The organism is Microbispora hainanensis (assembly GCF_036186745.1).
GTDB lineage: Bacteria > Actinomycetota > Actinomycetes > Streptosporangiales > Streptosporangiaceae > Microbispora.
The window spans coordinates 7,174,328-7,200,666 of the sequence record NZ_CP108086.1 but is presented as its reverse complement, the minus strand read 5'-3'; the positions used below and the strand labels follow the sequence as shown (position 1 = coordinate 7,200,666).

17 protein-coding genes are annotated in these 26,339 nt (G+C 72.6%); 9 read left to right on the top strand and 8 right to left on the bottom strand.

The window, feature by feature from the left end:
- The first annotated feature begins 2 nt into the window (after positions 1-2).
- Positions 3-1,031 (top strand): hypothetical protein, encoded by a 1,029-nt coding sequence (locus tag OHB01_RS32990; RefSeq protein ID WP_187280570.1) that lies wholly within the window; start codon positions 3-5, stop codon positions 1,029-1,031.
- Entirely contained in the window at positions 1,028-2,254 is a 1,227-nt protein-coding gene (locus OHB01_RS32985) for a DUF6716 putative glycosyltransferase (protein WP_147942761.1), read from the top strand. The genes OHB01_RS32990 and OHB01_RS32985 overlap by 4 nt, the downstream gene beginning before the upstream one ends.
- 4 nt (positions 2,255-2,258) lie before the next feature.
- On the opposite strand, the gene OHB01_RS32980 is transcribed toward OHB01_RS32985, so the two are convergent.
- Positions 2,259-3,749, bottom strand: a complete 1,491-nt coding sequence (locus OHB01_RS32980) for an aromatic amino acid ammonia-lyase (protein WP_142648324.1) — start codon at positions 3,747-3,749, stop codon at positions 2,259-2,261.
- A gap of 63 nt (positions 3,750-3,812) precedes the next feature.
- Here OHB01_RS32980 and OHB01_RS32975 point away from each other — a divergent pair, with 63 nt between their 5' ends.
- Both OHB01_RS32975 and OHB01_RS32970 read left to right on the top strand, forming a co-directional pair.
- Positions 3,813-5,366: an NAD(P)-binding domain-containing protein gene (locus tag OHB01_RS32975; RefSeq protein ID WP_142648325.1), complete on the top strand. Its 1,554-nt coding sequence runs from the start codon at positions 3,813-3,815 to the stop codon at positions 5,364-5,366.
- Positions 5,356-6,846 carry a fatty acid--CoA ligase family protein gene (locus OHB01_RS32970; RefSeq protein ID WP_328854471.1) on the top strand — a complete coding sequence of 497 codons (1,491 nt, stop codon included), beginning with the start codon at positions 5,356-5,358 and terminating at the stop codon, positions 6,844-6,846. Before OHB01_RS32975 ends, OHB01_RS32970 begins: the two co-directional genes overlap by 11 nt.
- A 14-nt stretch (positions 6,847-6,860) precedes the next feature.
- Here OHB01_RS32970 and OHB01_RS32965 read toward each other — a convergent pair whose 3' ends face one another.
- On the bottom strand, positions 6,861-8,141 hold the full coding sequence (locus tag OHB01_RS32965) for a benzoate/H(+) symporter BenE family transporter (protein WP_328854470.1): 1,281 nt from the start codon (positions 8,139-8,141) through the stop codon (positions 6,861-6,863).
- A 44-nt stretch (positions 8,142-8,185) separates the two neighbouring features.
- Between OHB01_RS32965 and OHB01_RS32960 the strand changes: the two genes are divergently transcribed.
- Positions 8,186-8,794 carry a helix-turn-helix domain-containing protein gene (locus OHB01_RS32960; protein ID WP_221889927.1) on the top strand — a complete coding sequence of 203 codons (609 nt, stop codon included), beginning with the start codon at positions 8,186-8,188 and terminating at the stop codon, positions 8,792-8,794.
- A gap of 136 nt (positions 8,795-8,930) precedes the next feature.
- Here OHB01_RS32960 and OHB01_RS32955 read toward each other — a convergent pair whose 3' ends face one another.
- From OHB01_RS32955 to pulA, 5 genes are all read right to left on the bottom strand, one after another.
- Positions 8,931-10,229, bottom strand: a complete 1,299-nt coding sequence (locus OHB01_RS32955; protein ID WP_328854469.1) for a polysialyltransferase family glycosyltransferase — start codon at positions 10,227-10,229, stop codon at positions 8,931-8,933.
- Complete coding sequence (locus tag OHB01_RS32950; RefSeq protein WP_328854468.1) at positions 10,222-11,187, bottom strand: glycosyltransferase family 2 protein; 966 nt, start codon at positions 11,185-11,187, stop codon at positions 10,222-10,224. Before OHB01_RS32950 ends, OHB01_RS32955 begins: the two co-directional genes overlap by 8 nt.
- On the bottom strand, positions 11,184-13,250 hold the full coding sequence (locus tag OHB01_RS32945) for an N-acetylneuraminate synthase family protein (RefSeq protein ID WP_147942755.1): 2,067 nt from the start codon (positions 13,248-13,250) through the stop codon (positions 11,184-11,186). Before OHB01_RS32945 ends, OHB01_RS32950 begins: the two co-directional genes overlap by 4 nt.
- Before the next feature lie 115 nt (positions 13,251-13,365).
- Positions 13,366-14,775, bottom strand: a complete 1,410-nt coding sequence (locus OHB01_RS32940; protein WP_405396726.1) for a sensor histidine kinase — start codon at positions 14,773-14,775, stop codon at positions 13,366-13,368.
- A 306-nt stretch (positions 14,776-15,081) separates the two neighbouring features.
- A complete protein-coding gene (gene pulA, locus OHB01_RS32935) occupies positions 15,082-20,829 on the bottom strand; it encodes a pullulanase-type alpha-1,6-glucosidase (protein ID WP_328854466.1) in 5,748 nt (1,915 codons plus the stop codon).
- A 149-nt stretch (positions 20,830-20,978) separates the two neighbouring features.
- Here pulA and OHB01_RS32930 point away from each other — a divergent pair, with 149 nt between their 5' ends.
- The gene (locus tag OHB01_RS32930) at positions 20,979-21,596 is read left to right on the top strand and encodes an amino acid-binding protein (protein ID WP_328855877.1); all 618 of its coding nucleotides are present in this window, start codon (positions 20,979-20,981) and stop codon (positions 21,594-21,596) included.
- A 36-nt stretch (positions 21,597-21,632) separates the two neighbouring features.
- Here OHB01_RS32930 and OHB01_RS32925 read toward each other — a convergent pair whose 3' ends face one another.
- Positions 21,633-22,904 carry an ABC transporter ATP-binding protein gene (locus tag OHB01_RS32925; protein ID WP_142648331.1) on the bottom strand — a complete coding sequence of 424 codons (1,272 nt, stop codon included), beginning with the start codon at positions 22,902-22,904 and terminating at the stop codon, positions 21,633-21,635.
- A gap of 313 nt (positions 22,905-23,217) precedes the next feature.
- On the opposite strand from OHB01_RS32925, the gene OHB01_RS32920 reads away from it, so the two are divergent.
- Genes OHB01_RS32920 through OHB01_RS32910 form a run of 3 tightly spaced genes read left to right on the top strand, consistent with a single transcriptional unit; the run spans position 23,218 to position 26,339 of the window.
- Positions 23,218-24,513, top strand: a complete 1,296-nt coding sequence (locus OHB01_RS32920; RefSeq protein ID WP_142648332.1) for an extracellular solute-binding protein — start codon at positions 23,218-23,220, stop codon at positions 24,511-24,513.
- A gap of 3 nt (positions 24,514-24,516) precedes the next feature.
- The gene (locus OHB01_RS32915) at positions 24,517-25,479 is read left to right on the top strand and encodes a sugar ABC transporter permease (protein ID WP_328854465.1); all 963 of its coding nucleotides are present in this window, start codon (positions 24,517-24,519) and stop codon (positions 25,477-25,479) included.
- Positions 25,473-26,339, top strand: a complete 867-nt coding sequence (locus OHB01_RS32910; protein ID WP_142648334.1) for a sugar ABC transporter permease — start codon at positions 25,473-25,475, stop codon at positions 26,337-26,339. The genes OHB01_RS32915 and OHB01_RS32910 overlap by 7 nt, the downstream gene beginning before the upstream one ends.

The following is a 26,339-nucleotide window of genomic DNA, read 5'->3' as shown; positions in this document are numbered from 1 at the left end:
TCGTGAACGTTTCTTTACGGGGCGTGGAGAACGAGGGACGGCGCCACGCCGCCGAGCAGGGGCAGGCCGTCGCGTGGGTGGAGTCCCCCCTGCAGTTGCTGTGCGCCGTCGAGGCGCACCACGCGGGGCTCCTCGGGCCCGTCACCACCGTGGTGCCGCGGGCCGGGCTGCCGGCCCTGCGGCTGACCCTCCGCGAACTCGACCGGCTCGGGTTGCCCGAGGGGCTGAGGGTCGCCGAGCCGGCCGCGCGGGCTCCCCGGCCCGGCCGCGTCTGGGCGGTGGGCGACGCCTTCTCCGGGCGCGTCCAGCTCGCCCTCGTCACCGCGCTCCCCGGCCGCACGGTGCTGGTGGACGACGGGCTGGCCACGATCCGCCTGCTCGAACTGCTGGTCGCGCGCGGCCCGCTGCTGCGCGCCCGCGGAACCCCCGGCCTCGGCCGCAAGGTGCTCGCCACGGCCGCCGGGTTGCGCCTGCGCACCCGCAGGCCCACGGTGTTCACCGCGCTCCCGGTGCCCGCCGGCCTCGCGGCCGCGGTGGAGGGCACGGGCGCCCGGCTCGTACGGCACGACTTCGCCTGGCTGCGCGCCCAGCCCGCCCACCGGCCGCCGCCGGAGCGCACCGTCGTGCTCGGCACCTCGCTCGTACGCAACGGGCTCATCCACCGCGACCGCTACCTGCGCTGGCTGGAGCGGATCGACGAGCCCGTCGCGTACTTCCCCCACCGGCGCGAGGACCCCAGGGACCTCGACCGGGTGCGCGGGATCGCCGGACTGACCGTGTACGACACCGGGGCGCCCGCCGAGATGACGCTGCGCGACCTGCGGCCGGACCAGCGGGTGCTGAGCCTGCCGTCCACCGCGGTGACCTCGCTGCGCGTCCTGCTGTCGGCCCGGGGCGTACGGGTGGAGACCGTCGACGTGCCGGACGACTGGTGGACGGCGTCGGCCGTCCCGTCGCTGCGCTCCCACCTCCAGCTCTTCGCGCACGAACCTCAGCCCCACCTGCACGATCCCGGAAAGGTCGTTCCTTGACCCGTCTGCTCGCCGTGGCCGACTCCGACTCGTATCTCAAGTGGGCCGCGGGCCTGCTGGACGCGACTCCGGAGGACTGGGTCACTGACATGGCCGTCGTCCGCACGCCCATCACCCCCTCCGCGGCGCAGATCGCCGCCGCGGTGAGCGGCACCCGCGCGCAGGGCGAGGGGCTTCCCCAGGTGCTGGCGGCGCGGCAGCTGCGCCGGGCCGCCGAACGGTTCCGGCCCGACGCCGTGCTGCTGGCCTGCACCGGGCCGGTGGTGGACGCGCTGGCGGCCGAGACGCTGGCCGGGCTGCGGCCCCGGCCGGTGCTGGTGTCGGGGCTGCCCGGCATCTCGGTGCCCGCGACGGAGAAGGCCTGGCTCTTCCGCAGCGGCTGCGATCTGTTCGTCGTGCACAGCGGCCGGGAGGTCGCCGAGTTCTCCGAGATCGGCGCGCGGCTCGGCGGGGGAGGGGCGGTGGCGCTGGCCCGCCTGCCCTACCTCGATCTCCTGGCTCGCGGCCCGGCCGCGCGGACCCCCGACGGCGTACGCGACCGCGTCGTTTTCGCGACCCAGGCCAAGGTGCCCAGGCGGCGCGAGGAGCGGGAGCGGATCCTGCTCGCCCTGGCCGAGCTCGGCAAGGCCAGGCCCGACCTCGACGTGGTGGTCAAGCTGCGGGCCCGCGACGACGAACGGCAGACGCACAACGAACGGCACCACTACGAGCGGCTGTGGACCGTGATGGAGGCCGAGGGCCGGGTGCCCGCGGGCGCCGTGCGCTTCGCCGCCGGGCCGATGCACGAGCATCTGAGCCGCGCCGCCGGGTTCGTCACGGTCAGCTCGACGGCCGCGCTGGAGGCGATCGCCGGTCACGTGCCGCTGCTCGTGCTGTCGGACTTCGGGGTCAGCGCGGAGATGATCAACCTGGTGTTCGATGGCAGCGGCTGCCTGGGCACGCTCGACGACCTGGTCAAGGCGGACTTCCGGGTCCCTGCCGGGGAGTGGTGCCGGGCCAACTACTTCCACGACCCCTCGGCCGGCGACTGGACCGGCCGCGTCGCCGCGCTGGTCGCCGCGGCCCGCGCGGGGACGCTGGAGCCGGCCCGCTCGCTCCTCGACGGTCCCGGGCACGCCGCCGCCCGCCGCCGCGCCCGGCTGCGCCTGGAGGTGCCGCCCAAGGTCCTGCGGTACGGCTACCGCGCCAGGCGCCGCATGCGCCGCGTCCTCAAGGCGCTGTAGACGATCACAGCGGGAGCGTCGCGGTGAGCAGCCCGGCGGCCTTGCGGACGTCGGCGTCCAGCGGCCGGTCGGGATCGGCCGCGGGGATCGCCTCGGCCAGGGTGTCGAGGAGCGCGGCGCAGCCCGAAGCCGTGGGGCGGCGGGCGCCGACATGCGCCGCCTGCCGCAACCCCACCGCCAGCGACCCGCAGAGCAGGCGCAGCAGTCCGGCCATGTCGTAGGCGCGCAGGGCGGCCTGAGTGCCGAACGGCACCACGTCCTGGTTGTGCAGGTTGGTCGGCAGGCTCTGCATACTGGCGGGCACGGCGGCGCGGCGGAGCTCGGCGACGAACGCGGTCGTGGCGAGCTGCACCCCCTGCATCCCGTGCTGACGGCCGGGCCCGGCGGCGAGCATGGGGGGCAGACCGCCGTTGCGGGCCGGGTCGACGAGGAGGTCGAGCTGCCGCTCGGCGAGGTTGCCGAGCTGAGCGGTGACCATCGCCAGGACGTCGGCGGCGAACGCGGCCGGCTGCCCGAAGAAGTTGCCGCCGTGCACGACCAGGTCGTCGTCGGGGAAGAACAGCGGGTTGTCGCTGACACTGGACAGGTCGGCCGCGACGACACCGTCCACGTAGCGCAGTGCGTCCTCGGCGGCGCCGAGCAGTTGCGGGGAGCAGCGGATGCTGTACGGCTCCTGCAGCGGACGCGTGCCGGAGGGGACGGTCCCGGCGAGGATCTTGCGCATGCCGTCGGCGACGTCGATCGCGCCGGGATGGCCGTAGGCGCCGAGCAGGCGCGGGTGGAGGAAGCCCGGGTCGCAGCCGAGCAGATCGGCCAGCAGGCAGGTGAGCGCCTGCAGCGCGCGGTGCGAGGACCGGACGCTGTCCAGGGCCAGGGCGGTCGCGGCGGTGGTGAGGGAGGTGCCGTTGACGAGCGCGAGCGCGTCCCGGCCGTCGAGCGTCAACGGGGTCAGCCCGGCATGGCGCAGCGCCTCGGCCGCGGGCATCCGCGAACCGTCGAGATACGCCTGTCCCCGGCCGCGCAGCGCCTGGGCGGCGTAGGCGAGCGGGATCAGGTCCCCGCTCGCGCCGACCGACCCGTAGCGTGGGATCGCCGGGACGAACGTCGTCGCGAACATCGCGGCGAGCCCGTCGACCACGTGTGCGGACACGCCGGACGCCCCCTGGGCGAGCGACCACGTGCGCACGAGGATCGCGGCCCGGCTCACCTCGTGGGGCAGATCCGGCCCCTGCCCGGCGCCGAGGTGGGCCAGGGTGTTGTCACACTGGTCCGCTTCATCCTCCCGGCCGGCGAACCCGACGAGGGCGCCGAATCCGGTGGTCGCGCCGTAGACCGGACGTTCCTCCTCCCGTACGTCGCGGAGGAAGCCACGGCCGCGCTCGACGCGGTCACGGACGGACGCGTCGACCACGACGGACACCGGTGCCGCGGCGCGGCGCAGGTCGGCTGAGCGCAGCGGAGCGCTGAGGTCGATGATGCCTTCGACGACGGGCATGTCCGGACTGTAGGCAGCCGATTCTCAGAAACCTATGAGAATCGGCTGCCTACAGTCCGGCTCATGGCGCATGACTACCTGATCATCGGGGCCGGGCCGGCCGGGCTGCAGCTCGCCGCGGAGCTCGAACGCGGCGGTCACGACTATGTCGTCCTGGAGCGCGGAGCCGGCCCGGGCACCTTCTTCACCCGGTTCCCGCGGCACCGCAAGCTGATCTCCATCAACAAGGTGCACACGGGGTACGACGACCCGGAGCTGCGGCTGCGGATGGACTGGAACTCGCTGCTGAGCGACGATCCCGGCCTGCTGTTCACCCGCTACAGCGACAGGTACTTCCCGCAGGCCGACGACCTCGTGCGTTACCTGTCCGACTACGCGGCGGCGACCGGCGTCCGGGCGCACTACGGCGTCGACGTCTTCCGGATCGGCCGGGACGACAACGGGTTCACCGCCACCGACCGCGACGGGCGCGCGTGGCGGGGGCGGCGGCTGGTCGTGGCCACCGGAGTCTCCCAGCTCTACGTCCCGCCGATCCCGGGCATCGAACTCGCCGAACGCTACGACACGTTCGAGACCGACCCGCGGTCCTTCGCCGACCAGCGGGTCCTGGTGATCGGCAAGGGCAACTCGGGGTTCGAGACCGCCGACGCGCTCATGGAGCACGCCGCGGTCATCCACGTCGCCGGGCCCCACTCCATCAGGATGGCCTGGCAGTCGCACTACGTCGGGCACCTGCGGGCGGTGAACAACAACTTCCTCGACAGCTACCAGCTGAAGTCCCAGAACTCGGTGCTCGACGGCACGGTGGAGAGCATCGAACGCCGTGCCGACGGCCGCTATCGGGTGATGTTCCGCTATGCCCGCACCGTGGAGGCGCTGCGCGAGCTGTTCTACGACCGGGTGATCGTGTGCACCGGCTTCCGGTTCGACGCCTCGATCTTCGACGACGGGTGCCGGCCCGCGCTGGTCATCGACGACCGTTTCCCCGAGCAGACCCCCGCGTACGAGTCCGTCAACGTGCCTGATCTGTACTTCGCCGGCACGCTCACGCAGCAACGCGATTTCAAGAAGGCCACCAGCGGGTTCATCCACGGTTTCCGGTACGGGGTGCGCGCGCTCTACCGGATCCTGACCACCCGTTATCACGGCGGGACCTGGCCGGCCGAGCGGGTCGAGCCCACGCCCGACGCGATCGCCGACGCGATCATCGCCAGGGTCAACCGCTCGTCGGCGCTGTGGCAGCAGTTCGGGGTGCTCGGCGACGTCGTCAGCGTGTCCGGAGCCACCGCGCTGTACCAGGAGGAGGTCCCGGTGGCGTACGTCGCGGACGGCGGCCTCGGACGCGCCCCGCACACGTTCGTCGTCACCCTGGAGTACGGCCCGCACCACGACGCCGTCGACCCCTTCGACGTCTCGATCCCCAGGGTCGCCGAGAACGACGCGGTCCACGCCTATGACGCGAGCTACCTGCACCCGGTGGTGCGGCACTACCGGGACGGCGCGCCGGCCGGCGTCCACCACCTCGCGGAGAACCTGGAGAACCAGTGGAACCTGCCGCACGTGCACCAGCAGCCCCTGGCCGTCTTCGTCAAGGAGTGCCTGGCCGATGCCGGCTGAGCCGTACCCGCGCGCCGTTCTGGACCTCCTGGCCGCGGCCGGGGACCGGCCCGTCTTCGAGCACGGCGCCCGTGTCGTCACCGGTGCGCGGATGCTCGGCCTCGTCCGGCGGATCGCGGCCGGGCTGCGCGCCGCGGCCGTGGGGCCCGGGGACGGCCTCGCCCTGGTGCTCGGCGTCACCCCGGAGGCGTTCGCCGCGACGATCGCCGCCTACGTCGTGGGAGCCCGGGCCGTCGGCGTGCGGCCCGGGCTGCCCGGCGGCCAGGTGCGCCACATGCTCCACCAGGACATCGCCGCGGTCGTGACCGACGCGGCCACCGGTCCGGAACACGCGCGGCGCACGCTGACCGTCTCCGAGCTGCTGGCCACGCCGGACGAGGACGGTCCGCTGCGCCTGTCCGGACGGCCGGAGGACGTCGCCCGGCTCGTCTACACCAGCGGCAGCACCGGCACCCCCAAGGCCTGCGCACAGACCTACGCCGCCATGAACGCCGCGTGGACGGCCCGCCCGGCGGCGTGGCCGCCCGCCATCCGCGAACTGGCCTCCCGGCTGCGCCGCTACCTGGTGTTCGGGTCGCTGAGCAGCCAGGTGATGATGGAGTACGGCGTGCTCACGCTCGCCGCGGGCGGGACCATGGTCGTCGCCGACCCGCCCGCGTTCCCCGAAGCGATCACCAGGTATCGGGCGACCGCGAGCGTCATCACCGTGCCCCGCCTGAACAGACTCGTCGCCGCCCAGCGCACCGCCCCGGCCGACCTGAGCAGCCTCCGGGCGCTCATGGTGTCCGGGTCGCCGCTGGAGGCGTCCCGGCTGCGCGAAGCGTCCGACGTGCTCGGCCCGGTCGTGTTCCACGGTTATGGGCAGACCGAGACCGGCACGATCTCCATGGCCACGCCGCGGGACGTCCCCCCGTCGGTCGGGTTCCCGCCCGACGCCGTCGACGTCGAGATCCGGGACGCGGACGGGCGGCCCGTCCCGCCCGGCGTCGACGGCGAGCTGTACGTCCGTACGCCCGCTCAGGCCGTCGGATACTGGGCCGACCCGGCGGAGACCGCCGAGGTGTTCGTCGACGGGTGGGTACGCACCCGCGACCTGGGCCACTTCGACGAAGACGGACGGCTGTACCTGACGGGGCGGGCACGGGACGTCGTCATCGTCAACGCCAACCTCTACTACACCGGCCCGATCGAGCGGGTCCTCGCCGCGTCCCCCGGCGTCGCGGAGGCGTACGTGGTCGGCGCCCCGGACGAGGACACCGGCGAGGCGGTGCACGCGTTCGTGGTGCCGGCGGCGGGCCGGACCCCCGACCTCGACGCGCTGCGCAGGCTGGTCGGCGAGCGGCTCGGCGCCGAGTGCGTTCCCGCGGCCATCACCGTCCTCGACGAGGTGCCGCTGACGCCGAACGGCAAACCGGACAAGCGCCTTCTGGCGACCGCGATCTCCCGCGCCGGGCACGCCCCGCCGGACGAACCCGTCTGACGCCGAACCGCCGCCTACAGCGAGCGGGCCGGCTCGCCCGCGTGCGGCGCGGTGGGCCCGGAGGTGGGCTCGGCGGTGGGCCCGGAGGTGGGCTCGGCGGTGGGCTCGTGTGGCCGCGATGCCGTACGGCGCCGGGTGAGCAGCAGCGCGAGCGACCCGGCGGCCAGCCCCCAGAAGGCCGATCCGATGCCGGCGATGGAGGTCGCCGAGGCGGTGACGACGAAGGTGACCGCCGCCGCCTCCCGCAGGCCGGGCCCGGTGAAGGCGGCGGCCAGCGAGGAGGCGAGGGCCGGGAGCAGCGCGAGCCCGGCCACGGCGGTGACCAGCGCCGGCGGTGAGGCCACGACGAGCGCGGTGGCGAAGGCGGCGCCCAGCCCCAGCGCGAGCTGCCCGGCGCCGAGGGCCAGGGTGGCGATCCAGCGGCGCGCCGGGTCGGGGTGGGCGTCGGGCCCGGCGGTCAGGGCCGCCGTGATGGCGGCGAGGTTGACGGCGTGCCCGCCGAACGGCGCGGTGGCCGTGCTGACGAGCCCCGTCGTCACCAGTGCGCCGCGCAGCGGCACGGAGTAGCCGTACGTCGAGAGGACGGCCGCCCCGGGCACGTTCTGTCCCGCCATGGTCACCAGGAACAGCGGCAGCGCGATGCCGACGAGGGCAGGCAGGGTCACGGCGGGCATCGTGAACACCGGGTCGGGGCGCAGGGACGCGGCCGGAAACGCGGTGCCGCTGACCGCGAGGCCGGCCACGGCCGCGACCAGCGCCCCGGGGATCGCCCACTGCCGGGCGTACCGCATCAGCACGGCCCAGGTCAGCGTGACCGGCCCGGCCAGCAGCGGAACCTCGGCCATCGCGCGGAGCGGGGCGGTGCACAGCGGGACCAGGACGCCGGCGAGCATGGCCGCCGCGATGGGGCCGGGGATCGCGGCGACGCCGCGGGCCAGCCACGGGACGATCCCGGCGAGCACGGTCAGCACCCCGCACACGGCGAAGGCCCCGATCGCCGCCGGGTAGCCGCCCTCCACGTGGCCGGTCGCGACGAGCAGCGCCGCGCCCGGCGTGGACCACGCGACCGCGACGGGCATCCGATAGCGGACGGACAGGACGGCGGCGGCGATCGCGATGCCGACGCACAGCGCGAGCAGGCCGGAGGCCGCCTGCCGGGAGTCGGCCCCGACCGCCCGCAGGCCCGCGAGGACGATCGAGAACGCGCTGGCGTATCCGACGACCGCGCTGACCAGACCGGTGAGCACCGGCTGCAGTGTCCGCACCATCATCGGCACCGCCTCTCTCACGAACACGACCGTTCCGTATACGGAACGATTTCCGGTGACACCATAGCCACGTGGGTACAGATGGGACAAGCCGGATAGACCCGGCCATCGGGCGGCGGCTGCGCGGGCTCCGGGAGGAACGCGGGCTGTCGCTGTCGGAGCTCGCCCGCAGGGCCGGCGTCGGCAAGGCCACCGTGTCAGGGCTCGAACACGGAACGCGCAACCCAACGCTGGAGACCATGTACGCGATCGCGGCGGCACTGTCGGTCCCGATGAGCGCACTGACGCTGGACCCCGGCGCCCCGGCCGGCGCCGCCTCGGCGGTGCGGGGCACGGCCGTCGTCTCCACCCTGCTGGAGGTGTTCAGGGAGCCGGGCGCGACCTACGAGATGTTCCGGCTGCGGATCGTCGCCGGGGTCGAGCAGACCTCGCCCGCGCATCCGCCCGGTGTGACCGAGCACCTGTCGGTCGTCGGGGGGACGATCAGGACCGGCCCCGCCGCCGCGCCGCTGACCGCGGGCCCGGGGGAGCACGTCTCGTGGGCCGCGGACGTCCCCCACGTCTACGCGGCCCTCGGCGGCGAGGACGCGCACGCGATCCTCCTCATCCGCACCCCTCACGACACCCCCCACGACCCTCCGGCCGGGCCGGTCGGCGGGGCAGGGAGCGTGAGCGGGTGAGCGCGGTGCCGACGGGTGGGCCCGGACAGGTGGGCGCGGGCGGGTGGGCGCGGGCGGGTGAGCATGGTGCGGACAGGTGGGCCGCGGTGCGGGCGCCCGGGCGTCAGCGGGTGAGCACAGTGCGGGCGCGTGGGCGTCAGCGGGTGAGCAGGCGGCGCAGGCGTGAGGCCGGCGGCGCGGGCGGCTGTGCGGGTGGCCGTACAGGTGACTGGGCGGGCGGGGGAAGCGGTGGCTCGATCAGGCCGAGCGACTCCAGCCTGCGCTTCTTGAAGTAGCGCGCGGGGCCGTGGGCGTCCACGTAGGCCGCCGCGGTCTCGCGCAGGCCGGGGTGGGCCGCGCTCTGCATGCAGTAGCCCACGGCTCCCACGAGGGCGGTGAGGTCGGCGGCGGGCGGCTCGGTGAGCGTGCCGTCGGCCTCCAGCCGGGGCAGCGTGGCGTCCACGATCGCCGCCGGGATCCGGTTGCTGTTCTCGTACGGCGTGAGCCGTTCGAGCACGAGATCGGTGCCGGTGGCCGCGACCGGCAGGCCGAAAAGCCGCCGCGCGGTCACCAGCGCGGTGGAGAAGCACCCGGCGACCAGCTCGGGGCGGTGCGCGGCGAAGCACGCCTCGGCGGGCGTCGCCTCGGGGGCCACGAGGAGATCGACCCCGAGCTCCGCGGCGACCGGCCGCAGCTCGCGGGCGTGCCGCCGCCCGGCGGCGGGGTGCGGTTTGAACAGCACGGTCCGGTGGCCGCGCGCCGCGACGCCGCGCAGCACGCGCTCGTGCAGCGCGGCCTCCTCGGCGGGCGTGATCAGGCCGAGCGCGGACAGGTACTGACCCAGGATGACCGCCGCGGCGCGGGGGGCCTCCTCGGCCGCCGCCGCGACCCGGCCGGTCACGCCCGTGAACGACGCGTCGGCCAGGGCCTCGGCCGGCACGCCGTGCTCGGCCAGGAGCAGGGGCGCGAGGCCGGGGACCAGGTCGAGGTGGAGCAGCCGGGTGATCCGCCCGGCGATCTCCCGCGGCAGCGGGTCGCGGGTCGGCCCATAGCTCATGAGGCCGTCGGAGTAGACGGTGATCGGGCAGTCCTTGACCAGGCCCGCGAGCGTGCGCGACGGGGGCACCGCGATCGACTCCAGGACCAGCTCGCCCGGCTCGCCGACCAGGTCGCGCAGCAGGCGGCCGAGCATGGGCGTCTCGATCGAGCGGGGTTTCCAGTCCGACGGGTGCAGCGGCGCGATGATCTCGTTCCAGGACAGGACGCGGTCGAACCGGTCGCGCAGCGCGGCGAACCCCGGCGCCTCGTCCAGCGCCGGGGTGACCTCCGGGATCGCCGCGTTGTTCGACACGAGGAGCACCCGGCCGCCGTCGCGGAACCGCCCCTCGTCGATCGCCGCCGCGAGCGTCATCGCGCCGAACAGCGTGGAGGCGTAGAACAGCGTGGTGTCAGGCACGCGGCCCTCCTGTCGGGTCGGGGTCCGGCAGGTAGGAGCCGAGCAGCGCGGCACGCTCGGGTTCCAGCCCGCCGAGCGCCTCGGTCAGCGTCTCGTGGGGCAGCCGGGCGAGCACCGCCCGCGCCCGCTCGTCGAACCGGGCGCGTACGGCCGGGGTGAACCGGCCGGCCAGCTCCACGTGATGGGCGAGCAGCGCGCACAGGTTGCGGGCCGCCTTCGGCAGATAGCGCGGCCCGGCCTCGTCCAGCACCATCTCGTAGGCGTCGAAGAAGTGGAGCTGCCGCTCGTCGCCGATCTGCGTGAGCGAGGCCGCCAGCCCCCGCCGGTAGAACACCCCGGCGAGGGAGACCACGGCGTACGACCGGGCCAGGCGGTGCAGCCGCCAGATCCACGGGCGGTCCTCGGCGGTGTGCAGCCCGGCGGGGAAGGTCAGCAGGTCGTCCAGCTCCCGCCGGTAGATCCCCGCCCAGGCGTAGGGGTAGTCGACCATGGTCTTGTGATCGACCGGGAGGATGCCGTCGCGGGAGTCCAGCACGACGCCGCGCCGGGGCTGCGGCGCCCGGTGCGTCTCCCGCCTGCGGCCCTCGACCTGGACGTGGTCCACGCGCACGAAGTCGCACCCGAGCCCGTCGATGGCGACGACGAGGCGGGGCAGGTAGCCGGGCGCGAGCCAGTCGTCGGCGTCGAGGAAGGTGACGTAGCGGCCCGCGGCCAGCTTCAGCCCGGTGTTGCGGGCGGCGGCCAGCCCCAGCGGCACCGGGTTGCGGACGACGGTGAGCCCCGGCAGATCGCGCCGGAAGTCCTCGGCGACCTCCAGCGTCGCGTCCGCCGAGCCGTCGTCCACGACGACGACCTCGGTCTCGAACTCGGGCGTCCGGTTGCGCACCAGCGACGTGAGGGCGTCCGCGAGGTACGCCTCGCCGTCCCGGACCGGCACCACCACCGAGAGAGTGATCATGCGGTGACGCGGCGCAGCCGGGCCCGCGGGGCCTGCTCGCCCGGGTAGACGCGCTTCACGCCGTCGCCGAGCGCGGTCTCGATGATGCGGATGTCGCGGACCAGGTGCTCCAGGCCGGTGGGCTCCAGCGAGGCGGCGTGGTCGGAGCCCCACATCGCCCGGTCGAGCGTGATGTGCCGCTCGACGGTCACCGCGCCCAGCGTCACGGCGGCGAGCGAGATCTGCAGCCCGCGCTCGTGCCCCGAGTAGCCGACCGGCACGCCGTACCGCTGCCCGAGCGTGGTGATCATGCGGAGGTTGGCCTCCTCCGGCGGCAGTGGGTAGGTGGAGGTGGCGTGCATCATCACCAGGCGCTCGGTGCCGAGGATCTCCACCGCCGCGTCGATCTCCTCGATCGTGGACATGCCGGTGGACAGGATGACCGGCTTGCGGGTGGCGGCCAGCGCGCGCAGCAGCTCGTGGTCGGTCACCGAGGCCGAGGCCACCTTGTGCGCGACGACGTCCATCTCCTCCAGGAAGTCCACCGACGGGACGTCCCAGGGCGAGGCGAACCAGTCGATGCCGCGCTCCTCGCAGTATTTGGCGATGTAGCGGTATTCGTCGGCGCCGAACTCGGTCCGGATCTTGTACTCCATGTAGGTCATCTCGCCCCACGGCGTCTGCCGGATCTGGTCGCGCTGTTCGAGCGGCACGCAGATCTCCGGGGTCCGCTTCTGGAACTTGACGGCCTGGCAGCCGGCGTCGGCGGCCACGTCGATCAGCTTGCGGGCGATCTCGACGTCGCCGTTGTGGTTGATGCCGATCTCGCCGATCACGTATACGGGCTGCCCGGGGCCGACCAGCGACCGGCCGATCCGCACCGGCCGCGGCTGCCCGAGATGACCGGGCGCGCGGACGGGCGCGGGGGTGGTGACGGTCTCCAGCGCGGTGGACGGCCGGGCCGCGAGCACGCGGTCGGACAGCTCGCGTACGGCCCCGGCGCCCCCGGGGGCCGACAGCACGACGCGGGCGGCGGCGCGCACCCGGGGGTGGGCGTCGGGCACCGCGACCGGCCAGCCGACGATCGCCATGCAGGACAGGTCGTTGACGTCGTTGCCGACGTACGCCACCCGCTCGGGGGCCAGGCCCTCGGCGGCCAGCCACTCGCGCAGCGCGACGTCCTTGGCGCCGAGGCCCTGCACCACCGGCACGCCGAGCTTGGCGGCGCGGGCGGCGACGACCGGGTTGCGCTCTGTGGACAGCACGAGCACCTTAACGCCGGCCCGGCGCAGCAGCGCGATCCCCATCCCGTCGGAACGGCTGACCGCGACCATCTCCCTGCCGTCGGAGTCGACGAACGCACGGTCGTCGGTGTGCACGCCGTCGAAGTCGGTGACGACGGCGTCCACGTCGATCGGCAGCGGCTCGTCCACGAACGGCGCGAGCGCGCGGGCGATCTCCAGGTCCTCCGGAGTGTCGATCTCGACGGCGTGCCCGGCGGGCACCGGCTGGACCGCGACCCTGCCGAAGAAGCGGTGGCCCCGCTCCCGCAGCCCCTCCGTACGCATGACGTAGAACGCGCCGGTCTCGCGGAAGTGGGGCTCGCGGTCCTGGCGGCGCGGGCGCACGGCCGGGTCGTGGTTCACGCCGTGGCCGGCGCCGGTCCAGACGAACTCGTAGGTCTCGGTGCCGGAGAAGACCGAGTCGGCCTCGCCGTCCAGCACCTTCGCGACGGCGGCGTCGAGGTCACGGGGGTCGAGGAACGCGCTCGTGCACTGGACGAGCACGACGATCTCGGGCGTCTCGCCGCCGAGCTCGGACAGGGCGTGCAGCACGGCGGACTCGCTGGAGGCGGTCGGGCCGCTGAGCTCGGCGGGCCGGCGCACGATCCGGGCGCCCGCGCTCCGCGCCACCTCGGCGATGCGGTCGTGGTCGGTGCTGACGACCACGTCGTCGACGAGTTCGGCGCGCAGACAGGCGTCCACCGCCCGGGCGACGAGCGGGACGCCGCCCACCTTCTCGAGGTTCTTCAGCGGGACGCCCACCGACCCTCCACGGGCGGGGACGACGGCCAGCACTCGCACGAGTGACTCCTCTACCTGCGACAACGGGGACCCCAGGGGGCCGGGGTGTCCCGAAAACTAGCCAGCAGGTTCTCCCGTACGGGGTTACTGGGCTGAACGACCAGGGGCGCTGTCCTTAACTTTGGGTGTCACCGCCCGGGGAACTTCGGGTGTCACCGCCCGGGGCGCCGCAGTCGCGGGTGGGAAGGTCGGAGACACGGTAGTCCGCGGCGAGATCGCCGGCGTCCGGCTCGTCGGCGTCCGGAAAGCAGTCGAGGGGGTCCACGGCGCCGGCGCCGGGATCGTCCGCGGCCTCCGGGGACAGCGGCAGCGTGATCACGAAACGCACGCCGGGTTCGCCGTCCGTGACGTCCTCCACCCGGATGGAGCCGCCGTGGGCCTCTATCACCTCACGGGCGATGGCCAGGCCGAGGCCCGTGCCGCCCCGGTCGCGGCTGCGTGCCGCGTCGGTGCGGTAGAACCGCTCGAAGATCCGCTCACGGTCGGCCTCGGAGATCGGCAGGCCGTCGTTGCGCACGTACAGGACGGCCGCGTCCTCGGTGGATGTGACCCGCACGCAGACCACCGTCAGCGCGTGCCGCTCGGCGTTGTCGAGCAGGTTCGCCACCACCCGGGCGAGGTGACGGCGCACGCCCCTGACCATCACCCCCGGGGTGTCGTGGAGGTGGACCGGCAGCCGTTCCGGCCGCCGCTCGATTTCGGCGACCACCAGATGGGACAGGTCGACCTCCTCCCGGGCGGTCTCGGGGACCGTCGGGATCCGTGCGAGCAGGAGCAGGTCGGCGACGATCGCCTCAAGGCGGTCGGTGTCGCGGAGCGCGGCGCAGAGCGCCTCGGCGGTGTCCTCGGGGTGCAGCCGCGCGCTCTCCAGTTGGGCGCGTATGCCGGCGATGGGGGTGAGCAGTTCGTGGGAGGCGTCGGCGGCGAACTGCCGCTGCCGCTGGATCGAGGTGTCCAGCCGCGACAGCGCGTCGTTGGCGGCCTGCGCCAGCCGGGAGAACTCGTCGTCGCCGGGCGGCTCGGGCACCCGGCCGCCGGGATTGCGGTCGGTGATCTCGGCGAGCTCCGACCGGATCGCCTCCACCGGCCGCAGCGCGCGGCCCGTGACGTTGTAGGCCGTCCAGCCCGCGAGCGCGGTGAGCAGCAGGGCCGCCAGCAGCAGCGCCGGCAGCGTGACGGAGGTGTCGAGGATCCCCGGAGCCGCCCGGCCCGCGTAGACGAGGTCGGAGCCGGAACCCGGGGAGACCCGCAGCACCGTGATGTAGAGGCAGTCGCGCCCGGCGGGGGAGCAGGCCGTCGTCTGGGTGACCTCGCGGTCGGGGGCCGGGCGTAACGGGCTCAGGCGGGGCAGGTGCTCGGCCGCCGGGCTCTCGGCGACGACCCGGCCGTCCGGCCCCGTCACCTCGATCAGGTTGATGTCGTTCCCGCCGGTCGGTATGGGATTGGGCAGGTGACCACCGCGGATCTGCGCGGCGACGGACGTGGCGGTGTCGAGGCTCCGATCCCAGATGCGGTCCGCGACCATGTCTCGGACGAGCACGTGCACCACGATCGCGAGCGGGATCAGCAGGATCGCCGCTGTCCCGGTGGCGAGGAGGGCCAGCCGGGCTCGCAGCGACGGGGAGCGCCTGGGGAGGAGCATTACCCGAGGTTACTGATGGTCATCTTTAGGGAAACTCGCGACATCGGAAAGCTCGCCCCAAAGTTGCCCAAAGTCTCTCAAGGGGTGCAACCGGGTGCGGGTTTCCGCACCTGGTCGTACCCCGTGGGCGTCCCTGCGACTCCTCGGGAAACACCCCGGCCGTACGGGCGGCACGGCCGGGGTGCCGCTTCACGCCGCCTCGACGAACACCCCGGCCGTACGGGCGGGCACGGTCAGCGTGCCGGTCGCCGGATCGGCCGACGCCTGCCGCACCATCGGGTCGGCCGACGCCGCCTGCACCGGGTGCGGCGCGACCCGGGCGCCCTTCAGCGCGGGCACGACGGGGGCGGCGGTCTTCCCGGTGGCGTTGAACACCACGTAGATCGTCTTGTTCGCGGGATCGACCCCGGCGGCGTCGATGCGCATGACGATCACGCCGGGGATGCCCGACGGCGGGAAGGAGACCCGCCTGGCGATCTCCGCGGCCGAGCCGAGCGAGAAGGCCGGGGAGGAGTAGCGGATCCGCAGCAGCTCGCCGAACCGCGCCCGGGCCGCGCCGATCGCCGCGCAGTCCGGCTTCAGCGCGGGGTCGGCCAGCAGGGGCCGCGCGTACGGCCAGCGCGCCTCGTTGTCCCGCGCGGGCGGCAGGCCGCCCCCGAAGCCGTTGCCCTGACGGCAGTCCCACAGCAGGCGGTTGAACCAGTCGCCCGAGTCGTAGGAGTTGCGGTCGAGCGACTTCGACCGCAGCCGCTCGCTGCCTGCGTGGACGAACGCGGTGCCCTGGCCGAGCAGGACCGTCGCCAGCGAAAGCGACTGCATCCTGACCCGGTCGGCCATCGGGGTGTCCTTCGGCAGCTTGTAGGCGAGCGCGTCGAACAGCGTCTCGTTGTCGTGGGCGTCCACGTAGGTCACCGTGTCGGCGGGCTCGGCGGCATACCCGGCGGGCCCGCCGTTGTAGTCGACCTGCGAGCCCTTGACGGGCGTGCCGGACGACCCGGTGAACGCGAAGTCGCGCAGGTTGCCCGCCAGGCCCAGCTTCACCAGGTCTTCGGCGTGCGCGAGCCGGCCGTCCTGCGCCGAGTCGGCCAGGCCCGAGCCGAAACCCTGGACGCCGGGGTCGGCGTCGAACGGCGAGCCGCCGCGCACCGCGTCGCGCAGCCGGTCGCTGAACGTGCCGATCCCGGTGCCCGCCATGTTGGCCTGGGTGGCCTGCTCGAACCTGGCGTCGTCGGCCACCTCGCCGAAGTTCCAGCCCTCGCCGTACAGGATGATCGACTTGCCGTCCACGCCGTCCTTGGCGGGCGTGAGCGCGTCGAGGGCCTTGCGCACGGCCAGGATGTTCGCCTTCGGGTGGTGGCCCATCAGGTCGAACCGGAAGCCGTCCACCTTGTACTGCTTCGCCCAGGTGACGATCGAGTCGACGACGAGCCGGCCCATCATCGCGTGCTCGGGCGCGGTGTTCGCGCAGCAGGTGGAGGCGGCCACCGTGCCGTCGTCCATGAGCCGGTGGTAGTAGCCGGGGACGACGCGGTCGAGCACGCTGCCCGGGTCCTGCCCGGCGGCGTGGGTGTGGTTGTAGACCACGTCCATGACCACCCGCAGGCCCGCCCCGTTGAGCCCGGCGACCATCTCGCGGAACTCCTTGATCCGCTTGTCCGGGCCGGTCGCGTACGACCCCTCGGGCACGGTGTAGTGCAGCGGGTCGTAGCCCCAGTTGAACGAGTCGTTCGCGGCGGTCTCCGCCACGCACGCCTGCTGCCGGTCGGAGTCGGGCGGCAGCGCGGCGAGGTCGCAGGCGGGCTCGGTGCGGTCGGCCTTCCGGTCGGGCACGGTGGCGAAGTCGAAGGCCGGCAGCAGGTGGACGTGGGTGAGGCCGTCCTTCGCCAGGCTCCGCAGCTCGGTCATCCCCGCGCTGCCGGTCTCGGTGAACGCCTTGTAGGTGCCGCGCTCGGCCTCGGGGACCGTGGTGTCGGAGGCCGAGAAGTCGCGCACGTGCAGCTCGTAGATCGACGCCCGGTCCTGGCGCACCGCGGGCGGCTTCTTCAGGCTGGTCCACCCGTCGGGCCGCAGCGACCGGTCGTCGAGATCGACGATCTGGCTGCGCCCCGAGCCCGCCGAGACCGACAGGCTGTAGGGGTCGGTCACCTCGTTGGTCACGATCTTCCCGGCGGCGGGGGCGTAGACGGTGACGAGATAGGTGTAGTACCTGCCCTTCCATGACGCCGGGCCGTCGATCGACCACACGCCGGTCGCGTCGTCCCTGCGCATCCCGTGCACCGTCCTGCGTCCGCCCTCGGGACCGTCATAGAGGGCCAGCTCGACCTTCCGGGCGGTCGGCGCCCACACCGCGAGCCCGCCGCGGCCCGTCGGGCCCAGCGGGACCTTCGCGGCCCCGGCGTACAGGTCGTCGAGCACGCCGGGGATCTGCACGCCGGTGGCGGTCAGCAGCGCGCCCGAGGGCCCGCGCTCGATCGCCACGACCTGGCCGCGCAGCGCGTCGCGCACGAGGCCGGCGTCGCGCGGGTCCACCTTCAGCGCGCCGTACGCCGCCAGATGCGGCCAGGCGGCCTTCCGGGCGTCGCCGAGCGTGCCCGGCGTCAGCCGGATGAGGTGGACGTCCCCGGACAGGTCGCCCTTGGCGTACGCGATGTCGCCCGTGGGGGAATAGGCCAGCGCGTAGTGGTTCGCCTCGGCGACCGTGCCCTTCCACGCGACCGTGTCCCTGTCGATCCACTGGGCCGTGGCCTTGGACAGGTCGGCGTCCGCACCGGAGGCCGCGGGCTGCGGCAGCAGATATCCGTCCACACCTGACAGTTTCCACACCTCGTGGCCGGTCACGCCCAGGTCGAGCGACTGGTCGGCCTGCTGGTCCTTCTCGTCGCCCTTGTGGATGATCCAGCCCAGCGTCTTCGCGTCGTCCTTGAGCGGCACCTCGAACCACACGCCGAAGGCGTCGGCGCCGGCCGGCTTCAGCGGGTCGCTCCACTCGACCGAGCCGGACGCGTCGCCCCAGAAATGCAGCCCCCAGCCGTCGTAGTCGCCGTCGTCGCGGTGGTAGTGCAGCACCGCGACGTTCCGCGCCGCCGCCGCGCCGGCGTGGATCTGCGTCCCGCCCGAGTTCACGTACGCCTCGGGCTGCCGGGCCGGGACGAACGACTGATCGGGACCGGGGTCCTTGGTGTCGCCCTTGTGGACGATGTAGTTCAGCGCCGCGTCGGCGTTCTTCAGCGGCACCCGCCAGAAGGCACCGAAGGAGTCCGTCCCGTCCGGCGGGCGCGGTGCGCCCCAGTCGGTGCCCGCGCCGTCGGCGATCGCGTCGCCCCACAGGTGCAGGCCCCAGCCGTCGTACGCGCCGTCGGGGCGGCGGTAGTGGATCGTGGCGAAGCCCTCGGCGGCGGCCCGGGAGGCGTACACCTCGGGCCTGCCCTCGACGAGCCACACCTCGCCCGTGCGCACCGGGTCGACCATGCGGTCGCCCTGGTCCTTGGTGTCGCCCTTGTGGGTGATCAGGCCGACCTCGGTGGCGCCGGGCTTCAGCTTGAGCCAGGCGAAGCGGCCGAAGGCGTCCTCGCCCTCGAAGGCGACCGGCGAGCCCCACTCGACCGTCTGGTCGATGTCGCCCCAGGCGTGCAGGCCCCAGCCGTCGTAGTCGCCGCCCTCGCGCTTGTAGTGGACCACCAGGTGGTCGCGTGTGACCGCGCCCGGCTCCTCCTCCGCGGGCACCGGCCCGGCCGTCGCGGTCGCCGTGGCGGAGGCGTACCGGCCCGCCGAGTCCTTCACGACCGCCTTGTACGTGAGCGGGGCGCCCTCGGGCACGCCGGTGAGGTCGTGGAAGACGCGATAGGTGCGGCCGTTGGGCGCGTCGTCGGTGCCGAGCACCCGCCACGGCGCGTCCCCCGCCTTGACGGCGAAGGTGACCTGGGCGAACCCGTCGCCGGGCACCTCGGCGGAGATCGGCACCCGCCCGTCGGCGGCCGTGCCGCGCAGGGTCTCGCCGGGCAGCGTGAGGGTGACCCGCGGGGCCGCGCCGGGGGCGGCCAGAGGCTTGTCCGCGCGGTAGACGACGGCCGACAGCGGCGGCACGGTCACGGCCAGCGTGCCGCCGGAGCCGCTCGTGAGCCGCTGCGTCCCGCCGTACACCTGGGTGAAGGAGGCGCCGGGGGAGTAGTAGGTCGGGATGCGGACGTCCGCGGCCGTCGCGCCGTTGTTGAGCGCCACCACGAACTCGACCCGCTCCCCGGCGGCGATCCGGGAGAACGCGAACACGTTCCCGCTCGCCAGCCGCACGATCTGCGCGCCGTCCGCCAGCGCGGGGTAGCGGTCGCGCAGCCGGGCCAGCTCGGCGATCGAGATGTAGAGGGGATGGGTGGTGACGTAGTTGGCGGTCGCGTGGGTGGCGGTGGTGCCGATGAGGTCGTCGTCGAGATAGCCGGCCGTCTTCGAGGCGAACATCGGCTGCCGGGCGTCCTTGTCGCCTCCGCCGCCGGTGAAGCCCTGCTCGTCGCCGTAGTACACGACCGGCTGGCCGCGGGTCAGGTACATGAGCTGGTGGGCCAGGCGATCGCGGGCGAGCAGTGTCGCGTCGTCCGCCGAGGGGGCGTCCTGCTTGAGGAAGTAGCCGATCCGGCCCATGTCGTGGTTGCCGAGGAACGTCGGCAGCGACGAGGCGTTGGAGTCGGCGTCGGTGAAGTAGTCGTCGGCGGCGTACAGCCTGCCGAGGCTCGCGGCGTCGCCGCCGCTCGCGAACGAGCGGGCCGCCTCCTGGAAGCCGAAGTCGAGCGTGGCGTCGAGCGTGCCGGTGGTCGTGTAGCGGCTCTCGAACGCGGGGTCGGAGCTGTAGACCTCGCCGAACATGAAGAACCTGTCGTTGCCGAGCTTGGCGGCGTAGCCGTGCAGGGCGGGCGCGAAGCGCTGCCAGAACTCCATGTTGACGTGCTTGGCGGTGTCGATGCGGAAGCCGTCGACTCCGGTCTCCTTGACCCACGTCCGGTAGATGTCGGTCATGCCCTTCACGACCTCGGGCCGCTCGGTCCACAGGTCGTCGAGGCCGGAGAAGTCGCCATACTCGGAGCTCTCGCCGGAGAAGGTCGAGTCGCCCCGGTTGTGATACATCGTCGGGTCGTTCAGCCACGACGGCACCTTCGACTTCGCCGTCACCACCGGCGTGTACGGGAACGACTCGGCGGTGACCTTCGGGAAGTCGTCGCGCAGGGCGTGGTCGCGGTCGTCGAAGACCCGGCCGGAGGCGTCCACGTAGGGATAGGCGGCCTTGCCGCGATAGCCGTACGTCTTCTCCTTGTAGTCGATGACGTCGGCGGTGTGGTTGGTGATGATGTCGAAGAACACCTTCATGCCGCGCCTGTGCGCCTCCTTGACGAGGCTCTTCATCTGCGCGTTGGTGCCGAGGTGCGGGTCGATCCTGGTGAAGTCGGTGATCCAGTAGCCGTGGTAGCCGGCGCTCGCGTCCGCGCCCGTGCCCTGCACGGGCCGGTTCTTGAACGACGGGGTGAGCCAGACGGCCGTGGCGCCGAGGTCCTTGATGTAGTCGAGCTTGCCGATCAGGCCGGCGAGGTCGCCGCCCTGGTAGAAGCCCTTGTCCGTGGGGTCGTAGCCGGTCGTGAGCCGGTCGCCGGACAGCCCGCCCCGGTCGTTGGACGGGTCGCCGTTCGCGAACCGGTCGGTCATCGCGAAGTAGAGCCGTTCGCGGGACAGGTCCGTACGGAGGGCGTCGCGGGCGAGCTCGGCGTCCGGCGGCGCGCCTGCCGCGCCCGTGACCGCGGAAACCGGGGCGGACGCCGCGGGGGGAGCGGCCAGGGGGACGGCGATGAGCGCGACGGTGAGCGCGACGGTGAGCGCGACGGTGAGCGTGGCGCTGAGGGCCGCGGCCGTGGAGAGTGCCACGGGCACGCGCGTACGCCGGTGCTGGGGGGTCACCATGGCCCGGAAGCTACTGGCGGCCCCAGGTCTGTGCAAGACTTTGCTGCAACTTCCAGAAACATTGCAGCCATTCCGTGACCCACCGGCGTAACAGGCGCGAAACGTGTGTCCGACACTGTTGGTGTCGCAATGAGAAGGAGGTGGTGGCGATGCTGCTGCGGCTGCGGGTCTCGCTCCCCGACCGGCCAGGGGTGCTCGGCCAGGTGGCGCGCGCGTTCGGGGTGATGGGCGCGGACATCCTCCAGGTGACCGTGCTGGAGCGGCAGTCGGGCCGCGCGGTCGACGACTTCACCGTCTCCTGGTCGGGCGTGTTCGAGCCCGGTGTGCTGCGCGAACGGATCGGTGTGGTCCCCGGCACGCGGGTGGAGGCCGTGTGGCCGACCCGCGAGGTGCCCGGATCGACCCCCGACTACGACCTGCTCGGCCACGTCGCCGCGGACCCCGACCGCGCGTACGTCACCCTCGTCGACGCGGTGCCCGACCTGGTCAGCGCCGAGTGGGCGGTGGCGGTCGACTCGGCCGACGGCACGATCGTCCACGGAAGCTGGCAGGCGCCGGAGACCGTCCCCGCGGCCGACCTCACCCCGCTGCGCGCCTCGGCCTTCGAGGAGGGCGGGCTGTATCTGGCGAGCGTGCCGATGGACGGGGTCCACCTGGTGGTGGCGCGGTCTCAGGGGCCCGCGTTCCACCGGGCGGAGCTGGACAAGATCGTGCGCCTGGTGGGGATCGTCTCCGTGCTGGCCGGCGGCGTCAGCCGCACCGTCTGACCGGGGTTATCGTGACCGGGGTTATCGTGACCGGGGTTATCGGCGCGGAGGGTCGATGCGGTTGCCGTCCATCGTGAACAGCATGAGCCGGGAGACGTCGACGGCGACCCGGCCGGCGTCGCCCGCGCGCCACACGGGCCGGTTGCCGAGCCGGACGATCAGGTCCGCGCGGCGGTGCGTGCCCGACTGCGAGAGCGGCGGCGGCTCCTCTTCCTCCACCGCGGCCGAGCCGTTCAGCAGGCGGCGCATCATCGACCGGGCCTTGCCGCCGCCCGCCGCGCCGTTGAGCTGGCGGCGGTCCGGCGGCTCCGGCACGTTGACGGCCGGGATCCCGGCCTCCAGGTAGGCGAGCCACTCGTGACCGTGATACTCCAGCGTCCTGACCCGGCCGAAGAAGGTCGGGCCCTCCGTACGCTCCGGCACCGGCACCAGCCCGTCCGGCCGGATCCCCACGATGATCTGCATGCCCGTGTGCTGCGACACCGCGTACGCCCGTGGATCGGTCCAGGGCATCGTGATCTGGTGAGGGCCGAAGTCGAGCATGATGAACTGGTTCTGCGGGGTGCGCACGGTCGCCGCGAGCAGGTTGAGCTGCTGGGAGTTGAGGAACGCGGCGGTGAACGCGGTCGCGGGGTCGTTGTAGACCTGCGCCGGCGTGCCGATGTCCTGCAGCACGCCGCGGTTCATGATGGCGATGCGGTCGGCCAGGGTGAGGGCCTCGACCTGGTCGTGCGTGACGTAGATGGTGGTGACGCCGAGCGAGCGCACCAGCGACGAGATCTCCATGCGCAGCTCGGTGCGCATGCCGGCGTCCAGGTTGGACAACGGCTCGTCCATCAGGAACAGCGAGGGCTGGCGCACGATGGCGCGGCCCATCGCCACGCGCTGGCGCTGGCCACCGGACAGCGTGCCCGGCCGCCGGTCGAGCGTCTCGTCGATGTGCAGCGCCCGCGACAGCTCGACGACCCGCTGCTTGACCATCGTGGGGTCCGCCTTGGCGATCTCCAGCGGGAACGACAGGTTGCCCCGCACCGTCCGGTGGGGATACAGCGCGCCGTTCTGGAAGACCATCGCGACGTCCCGGTCCCGGGGCGCGAGGTTGTTGGCGAGCTGTCCGCCCAGCCACAGGTCACCGGAGGTGATCTCCTCCAGCCCCGCGATCATGCGGAGCAGCGTGGACTTACCGCAACCTGACGGTCCCAGCAGGACGAGGAGCTCGCCCTCGTCCGCGCGCAGGTTCATGCGGTCGACCGCGAGGTACCCCCCCGGGTAGATCTTCGTCACGTTGTCGAGGACGACGGTGCTCATGCGCGCTCGTTCCTCCCGGGCAGGCACGCCCGGATCCCCAGCCTTCGGTGTGAATGATGAGGTAGTACATCGCGTCACGGGCACTCGTGTCCATACGTGTCGTGAAAGATCCGGCATCTACATGCAACTTCTCGTTACATGTGACTTTCTCATTGCTAAAGATGGCTGTCAGGGTCGCGTTGTGACCTCCTTGCGGCCCTCTTCGGCGCGTCAAATGTAACGAAATTGCTGAAAGTTTCTGCAACGTCTTTCATCCTGCTCGCACCCCTGTTACGTTCCGCTCAAATCCCCCTGAGCAAGGAGTGCGACTCACATGAGGCGAGTCCTCACGTCCGCGGCGGTGGCCGCGGCGCTCGCTTTGGCGGTCACCGCCTGTGGCGACGGTTCCGGCGACACCGGAACGGCCCCGGCCAAGAGCGCCGCCCCCGCCGAGGTGTCCGGAACGGTCACCTGGTGGGACACCTCGGACGCCACGACCGAGGCCCCGGTCTTCCAGGAGATCATCAAGGACTTCGAGGCGAAATACCCGAAGATCAAGGTCAACTACGTCAACGTGCCGTTCGCGAACGCGCGGGACAAGTTCAAGACCGCCGCGCAGTCCGGGGCGGGCGCGCCGGACGTGCTGCGCACCGACGTGGGCTGGGTCGCGGAGTTCGCGTCGCTGGGCTACCTCGCGCCGCTCGACGGCACCCCGGCAGTCGACAAGCCCGAGGAGTTCCTGCCGGTCCCGGCGGCGAGCGGCAGGTTCGACGGCAAGACGTACGGCGTGCCGCAGGTGACGGACACCCTCGGCCTCCTGTACAACAAGGAACTACTGAAGAAGGCGGGCTACGACCAGCCTCCGGCGACGATGGCCGACCTCAAGAAGGTGGCGCTCGACGTCAAGTCGAAGACCGGAGCGGGCGGCCTCGCCCTCAACGTGGACGCCTACTTCCTGCTTCCGTTCATCTATGGCGAGGGCGGCGACTTCGTCGACGTCCAGAACAAGAAGATCACGATCTCGTCTCCGCAGAGCGTGGCGGGGGTGAAGATCGTCGAAGACCTGATCACGTCCGGCGCCGCCGTCAAGCCCGCGCTGCAGGACAGCTACACGAACGCAGAGACCGCGTTCAAGGACGGCAAGGTCGCGATGATCTTCAACGGCCCGTGGTCCAACGCGGACAACCTCGGTGGCAAGGTGTTCAAGGACAATCCGGACAACTTCGGCGTCGCCCCGGTTCCGGCCGGCTCGGTGAAGGCGGGCTCGCCGCTGGGCGGCCACGACTACACCGTGTACGCGGGCTCGAAGAACCTGGACGCGTCCTACCTGTTCGTCCAGTTCATGGCCAGCGCGGAGAGCCAGGCCAAGGTCGCCGGCAAGCTCGGCCTGCTGCCGACCCGCCAGCCCGCCTACAGCGCGCCCGAGGCGACGGCCAACCCCAAGATCGCCCAGTGGCAGAAGCCGATGGAGACGGCCGTCGAGCGTCCCTGGATCCCGGAGGCCGCCTCGCTGTTCCAGCCGCTGGTCGAGGGCTACCAGAAGCTCGCGGGCGGGCAGACGACGACCGAGCCCATGCTCACGGACGTCGCCACCGCCTACCAGGGCATCCTCAAGGGCTGGAGCCTGTAGGCGATGACGGCTGACGTCGTCGCGACGAGAAGGGCCGCGCCCCGTCCGGGGGCGCGGCGCCTTCTGTCGCGCCACTGGTACGCCTGGGCGATGACCGCGCCGGTCGTCATAGTGACGCTGGTGCTCGTCGGCTACCCCCTCGTGCGAGGCGTGTACCTGTCGCTCACCGACGCGACCGAGGGCAACATGGGCCGCACGATCGGGATGAACGTCATCCCGTCCACCTACGAGTTCGTGGGCCTGAAGAACTACACCGACATCCTCACGTCCGCGGAGTTCCTCGGCCGGCTCACCTGGACGATCGTGTGGACCGTCGTCTGCGTCGCCCTGCACGTGAGCATCGGCCTGGGCCTGGCGCTGCTGATGAACCGGCCCATGCGGCTGCGGTCGCTCTACCGGATCCTGCTCGTGCTGCCCTGGGCCGTGCCGGCCTTCGTGTCCGCGTTCATCTGGCGCTACCTGCTGAACGGCGAGTTCGGCGTGGTCAACGCCATGCTGCGGGCCGCGGGGTTCGCCGGCGTCAGCTGGCTCGACGACCCGTTCTGGGCCAAGGTCTCGGTGATCGCCTGCAACGTGTGGCTGGGCGTGCCGTTCATGATGCTCGCGCTGCTGGGCGGCCTGCAGGCCATCCCGCGCGAGCTGTACGAGGCCGCCGAGGTGGACGGCGCCACGCCGTGGCAGCGCTTCCGCCACATCACGCTGCCGGGCCTGCGCCCGGTGTCGAGCACGGTCGTGCTGCTCGGCACGATCTGGACCTTCAACCAGTTCCCGGTCATCTTCCTGCTGACCAGGGGAGGACCGGGCGGAGCCACGGAGATCCTCGTGACGTACGCCTACCGCCAGGCCTTCGAGGGCATCAGGAACTACTCGGGCTCCGCGGCCTGGGGCATGGTGATCCTCGCGCTGCTCGTCGTCATGGCCACGGTCTACCGGCGCGCGCTCAGGCAGCAGGGGGAGGCATGGTGAGCCGGGCCGCTCCCGCCGCCGCGTGGAGCCGCGACAGGCGCAGCCCCGGCAGGTCGATCGCCCTGCATCTCACGCTGATCGCGGCGAGCATCGTGTCGGTGTTCCCGGTCGCGTGGCTGGTGCTGACCTCGCTCAAGCCGCGGACGGTCATCGAGACCGCCTCGGTCGCGCCGATCGACCACCCCACGCTCGCCAACTACACGCAGGTCCTCGGGGAGACCCGGTTCCTCACCTGGGCCGCCAACTCCGTGATCGTGTCGCTGACCACGGCGGTGCTCGGCGTGCTGCTGTCGGCCACGACCGGCTACGCGGTCAGCCGTTTCCGCTTCCCCGGCTTCCGCTCGGTGATGTGGATGCTCCTGATCACGCAGATGTTCCCCGTGGCCATCCTGATCGTGCCGATCTACAACCTGATGGCCGGGCTCGGGCTGATCAACCAGTTCCCGTCGCTCGTCATCGCCTACCTCACCTCCACCGTGCCGTTCTGCGCGTGGATGATGAAGGGCTACTTCGACACCGTCCCCGTGACGATCGACGAGGCCGGCCGGGTCGACGGCCTGACCCCCTTCGGCACGTTCTGGCGGCTCATCCTGCCGCTGGCCAAGCCCGGCCTCGCCGTGGCCGCGTTCTACTCGTTCATCACCGCCTGGGCGGAGGTCGCGTACGCGACCGCGTTCATGACGGGTGACGACAAGTACACGCTCGCGGTCGGCCTGAGCCAGTTCGTCGGCCAGCACAAGGCGGAGTGGGGCCTGCTGACGGCCTCGTCGGTGCTGATCGCGATCCCGGCGGCCGTCGTCTTCCTGCTCGTCCAGCGCCACCTCGTGACCGGCCTGACGGCCGGCGCGACGAAGGCGTGA

Coding starts and splice junctions, on each gene's coding strand:
- OHB01_RS32950 (WP_328854468.1), bottom strand. CDS start 11,187: ATGATCACTCTCTCGGTGGTGGTGCCGGTCCGGGACGGCGAGGCGTAC.
- OHB01_RS32925 (WP_142648331.1), bottom strand. CDS start 22,904: ATGAGCACCGTCGTCCTCGACAACGTGACGAAGATCTACCCGGGGGGG.
- OHB01_RS32930 (WP_328855877.1), top strand. CDS start 20,979: ATGCTGCTGCGGCTGCGGGTCTCGCTCCCCGACCGGCCAGGGGTGCTC.
- OHB01_RS32920 (WP_142648332.1), top strand. CDS start 23,218: ATGAGGCGAGTCCTCACGTCCGCGGCGGTGGCCGCGGCGCTCGCTTTG.
- OHB01_RS32940 (WP_405396726.1), bottom strand. CDS start 14,775: ATGGTCGCGGACCGCATCTGGGATCGGAGCCTCGACACCGCCACGTCC.
- OHB01_RS32915 (WP_328854465.1), top strand. CDS start 24,517: ATGACGGCTGACGTCGTCGCGACGAGAAGGGCCGCGCCCCGTCCGGGG.
- OHB01_RS32970 (WP_328854471.1), top strand. CDS start 5,356: ATGCCGGCTGAGCCGTACCCGCGCGCCGTTCTGGACCTCCTGGCCGCG.
- OHB01_RS32975 (WP_142648325.1), top strand. CDS start 3,813: ATGGCGCATGACTACCTGATCATCGGGGCCGGGCCGGCCGGGCTGCAG.
- pulA (WP_328854466.1), bottom strand. CDS start 20,829: ATGGTGACCCCCCAGCACCGGCGTACGCGCGTGCCCGTGGCACTCTCC.
- OHB01_RS32980 (WP_142648324.1), bottom strand. CDS start 3,749: ATGCCCGTCGTCGAAGGCATCATCGACCTCAGCGCTCCGCTGCGCTCA.
- OHB01_RS32910 (WP_142648334.1), top strand. CDS start 25,473: ATGGTGAGCCGGGCCGCTCCCGCCGCCGCGTGGAGCCGCGACAGGCGC.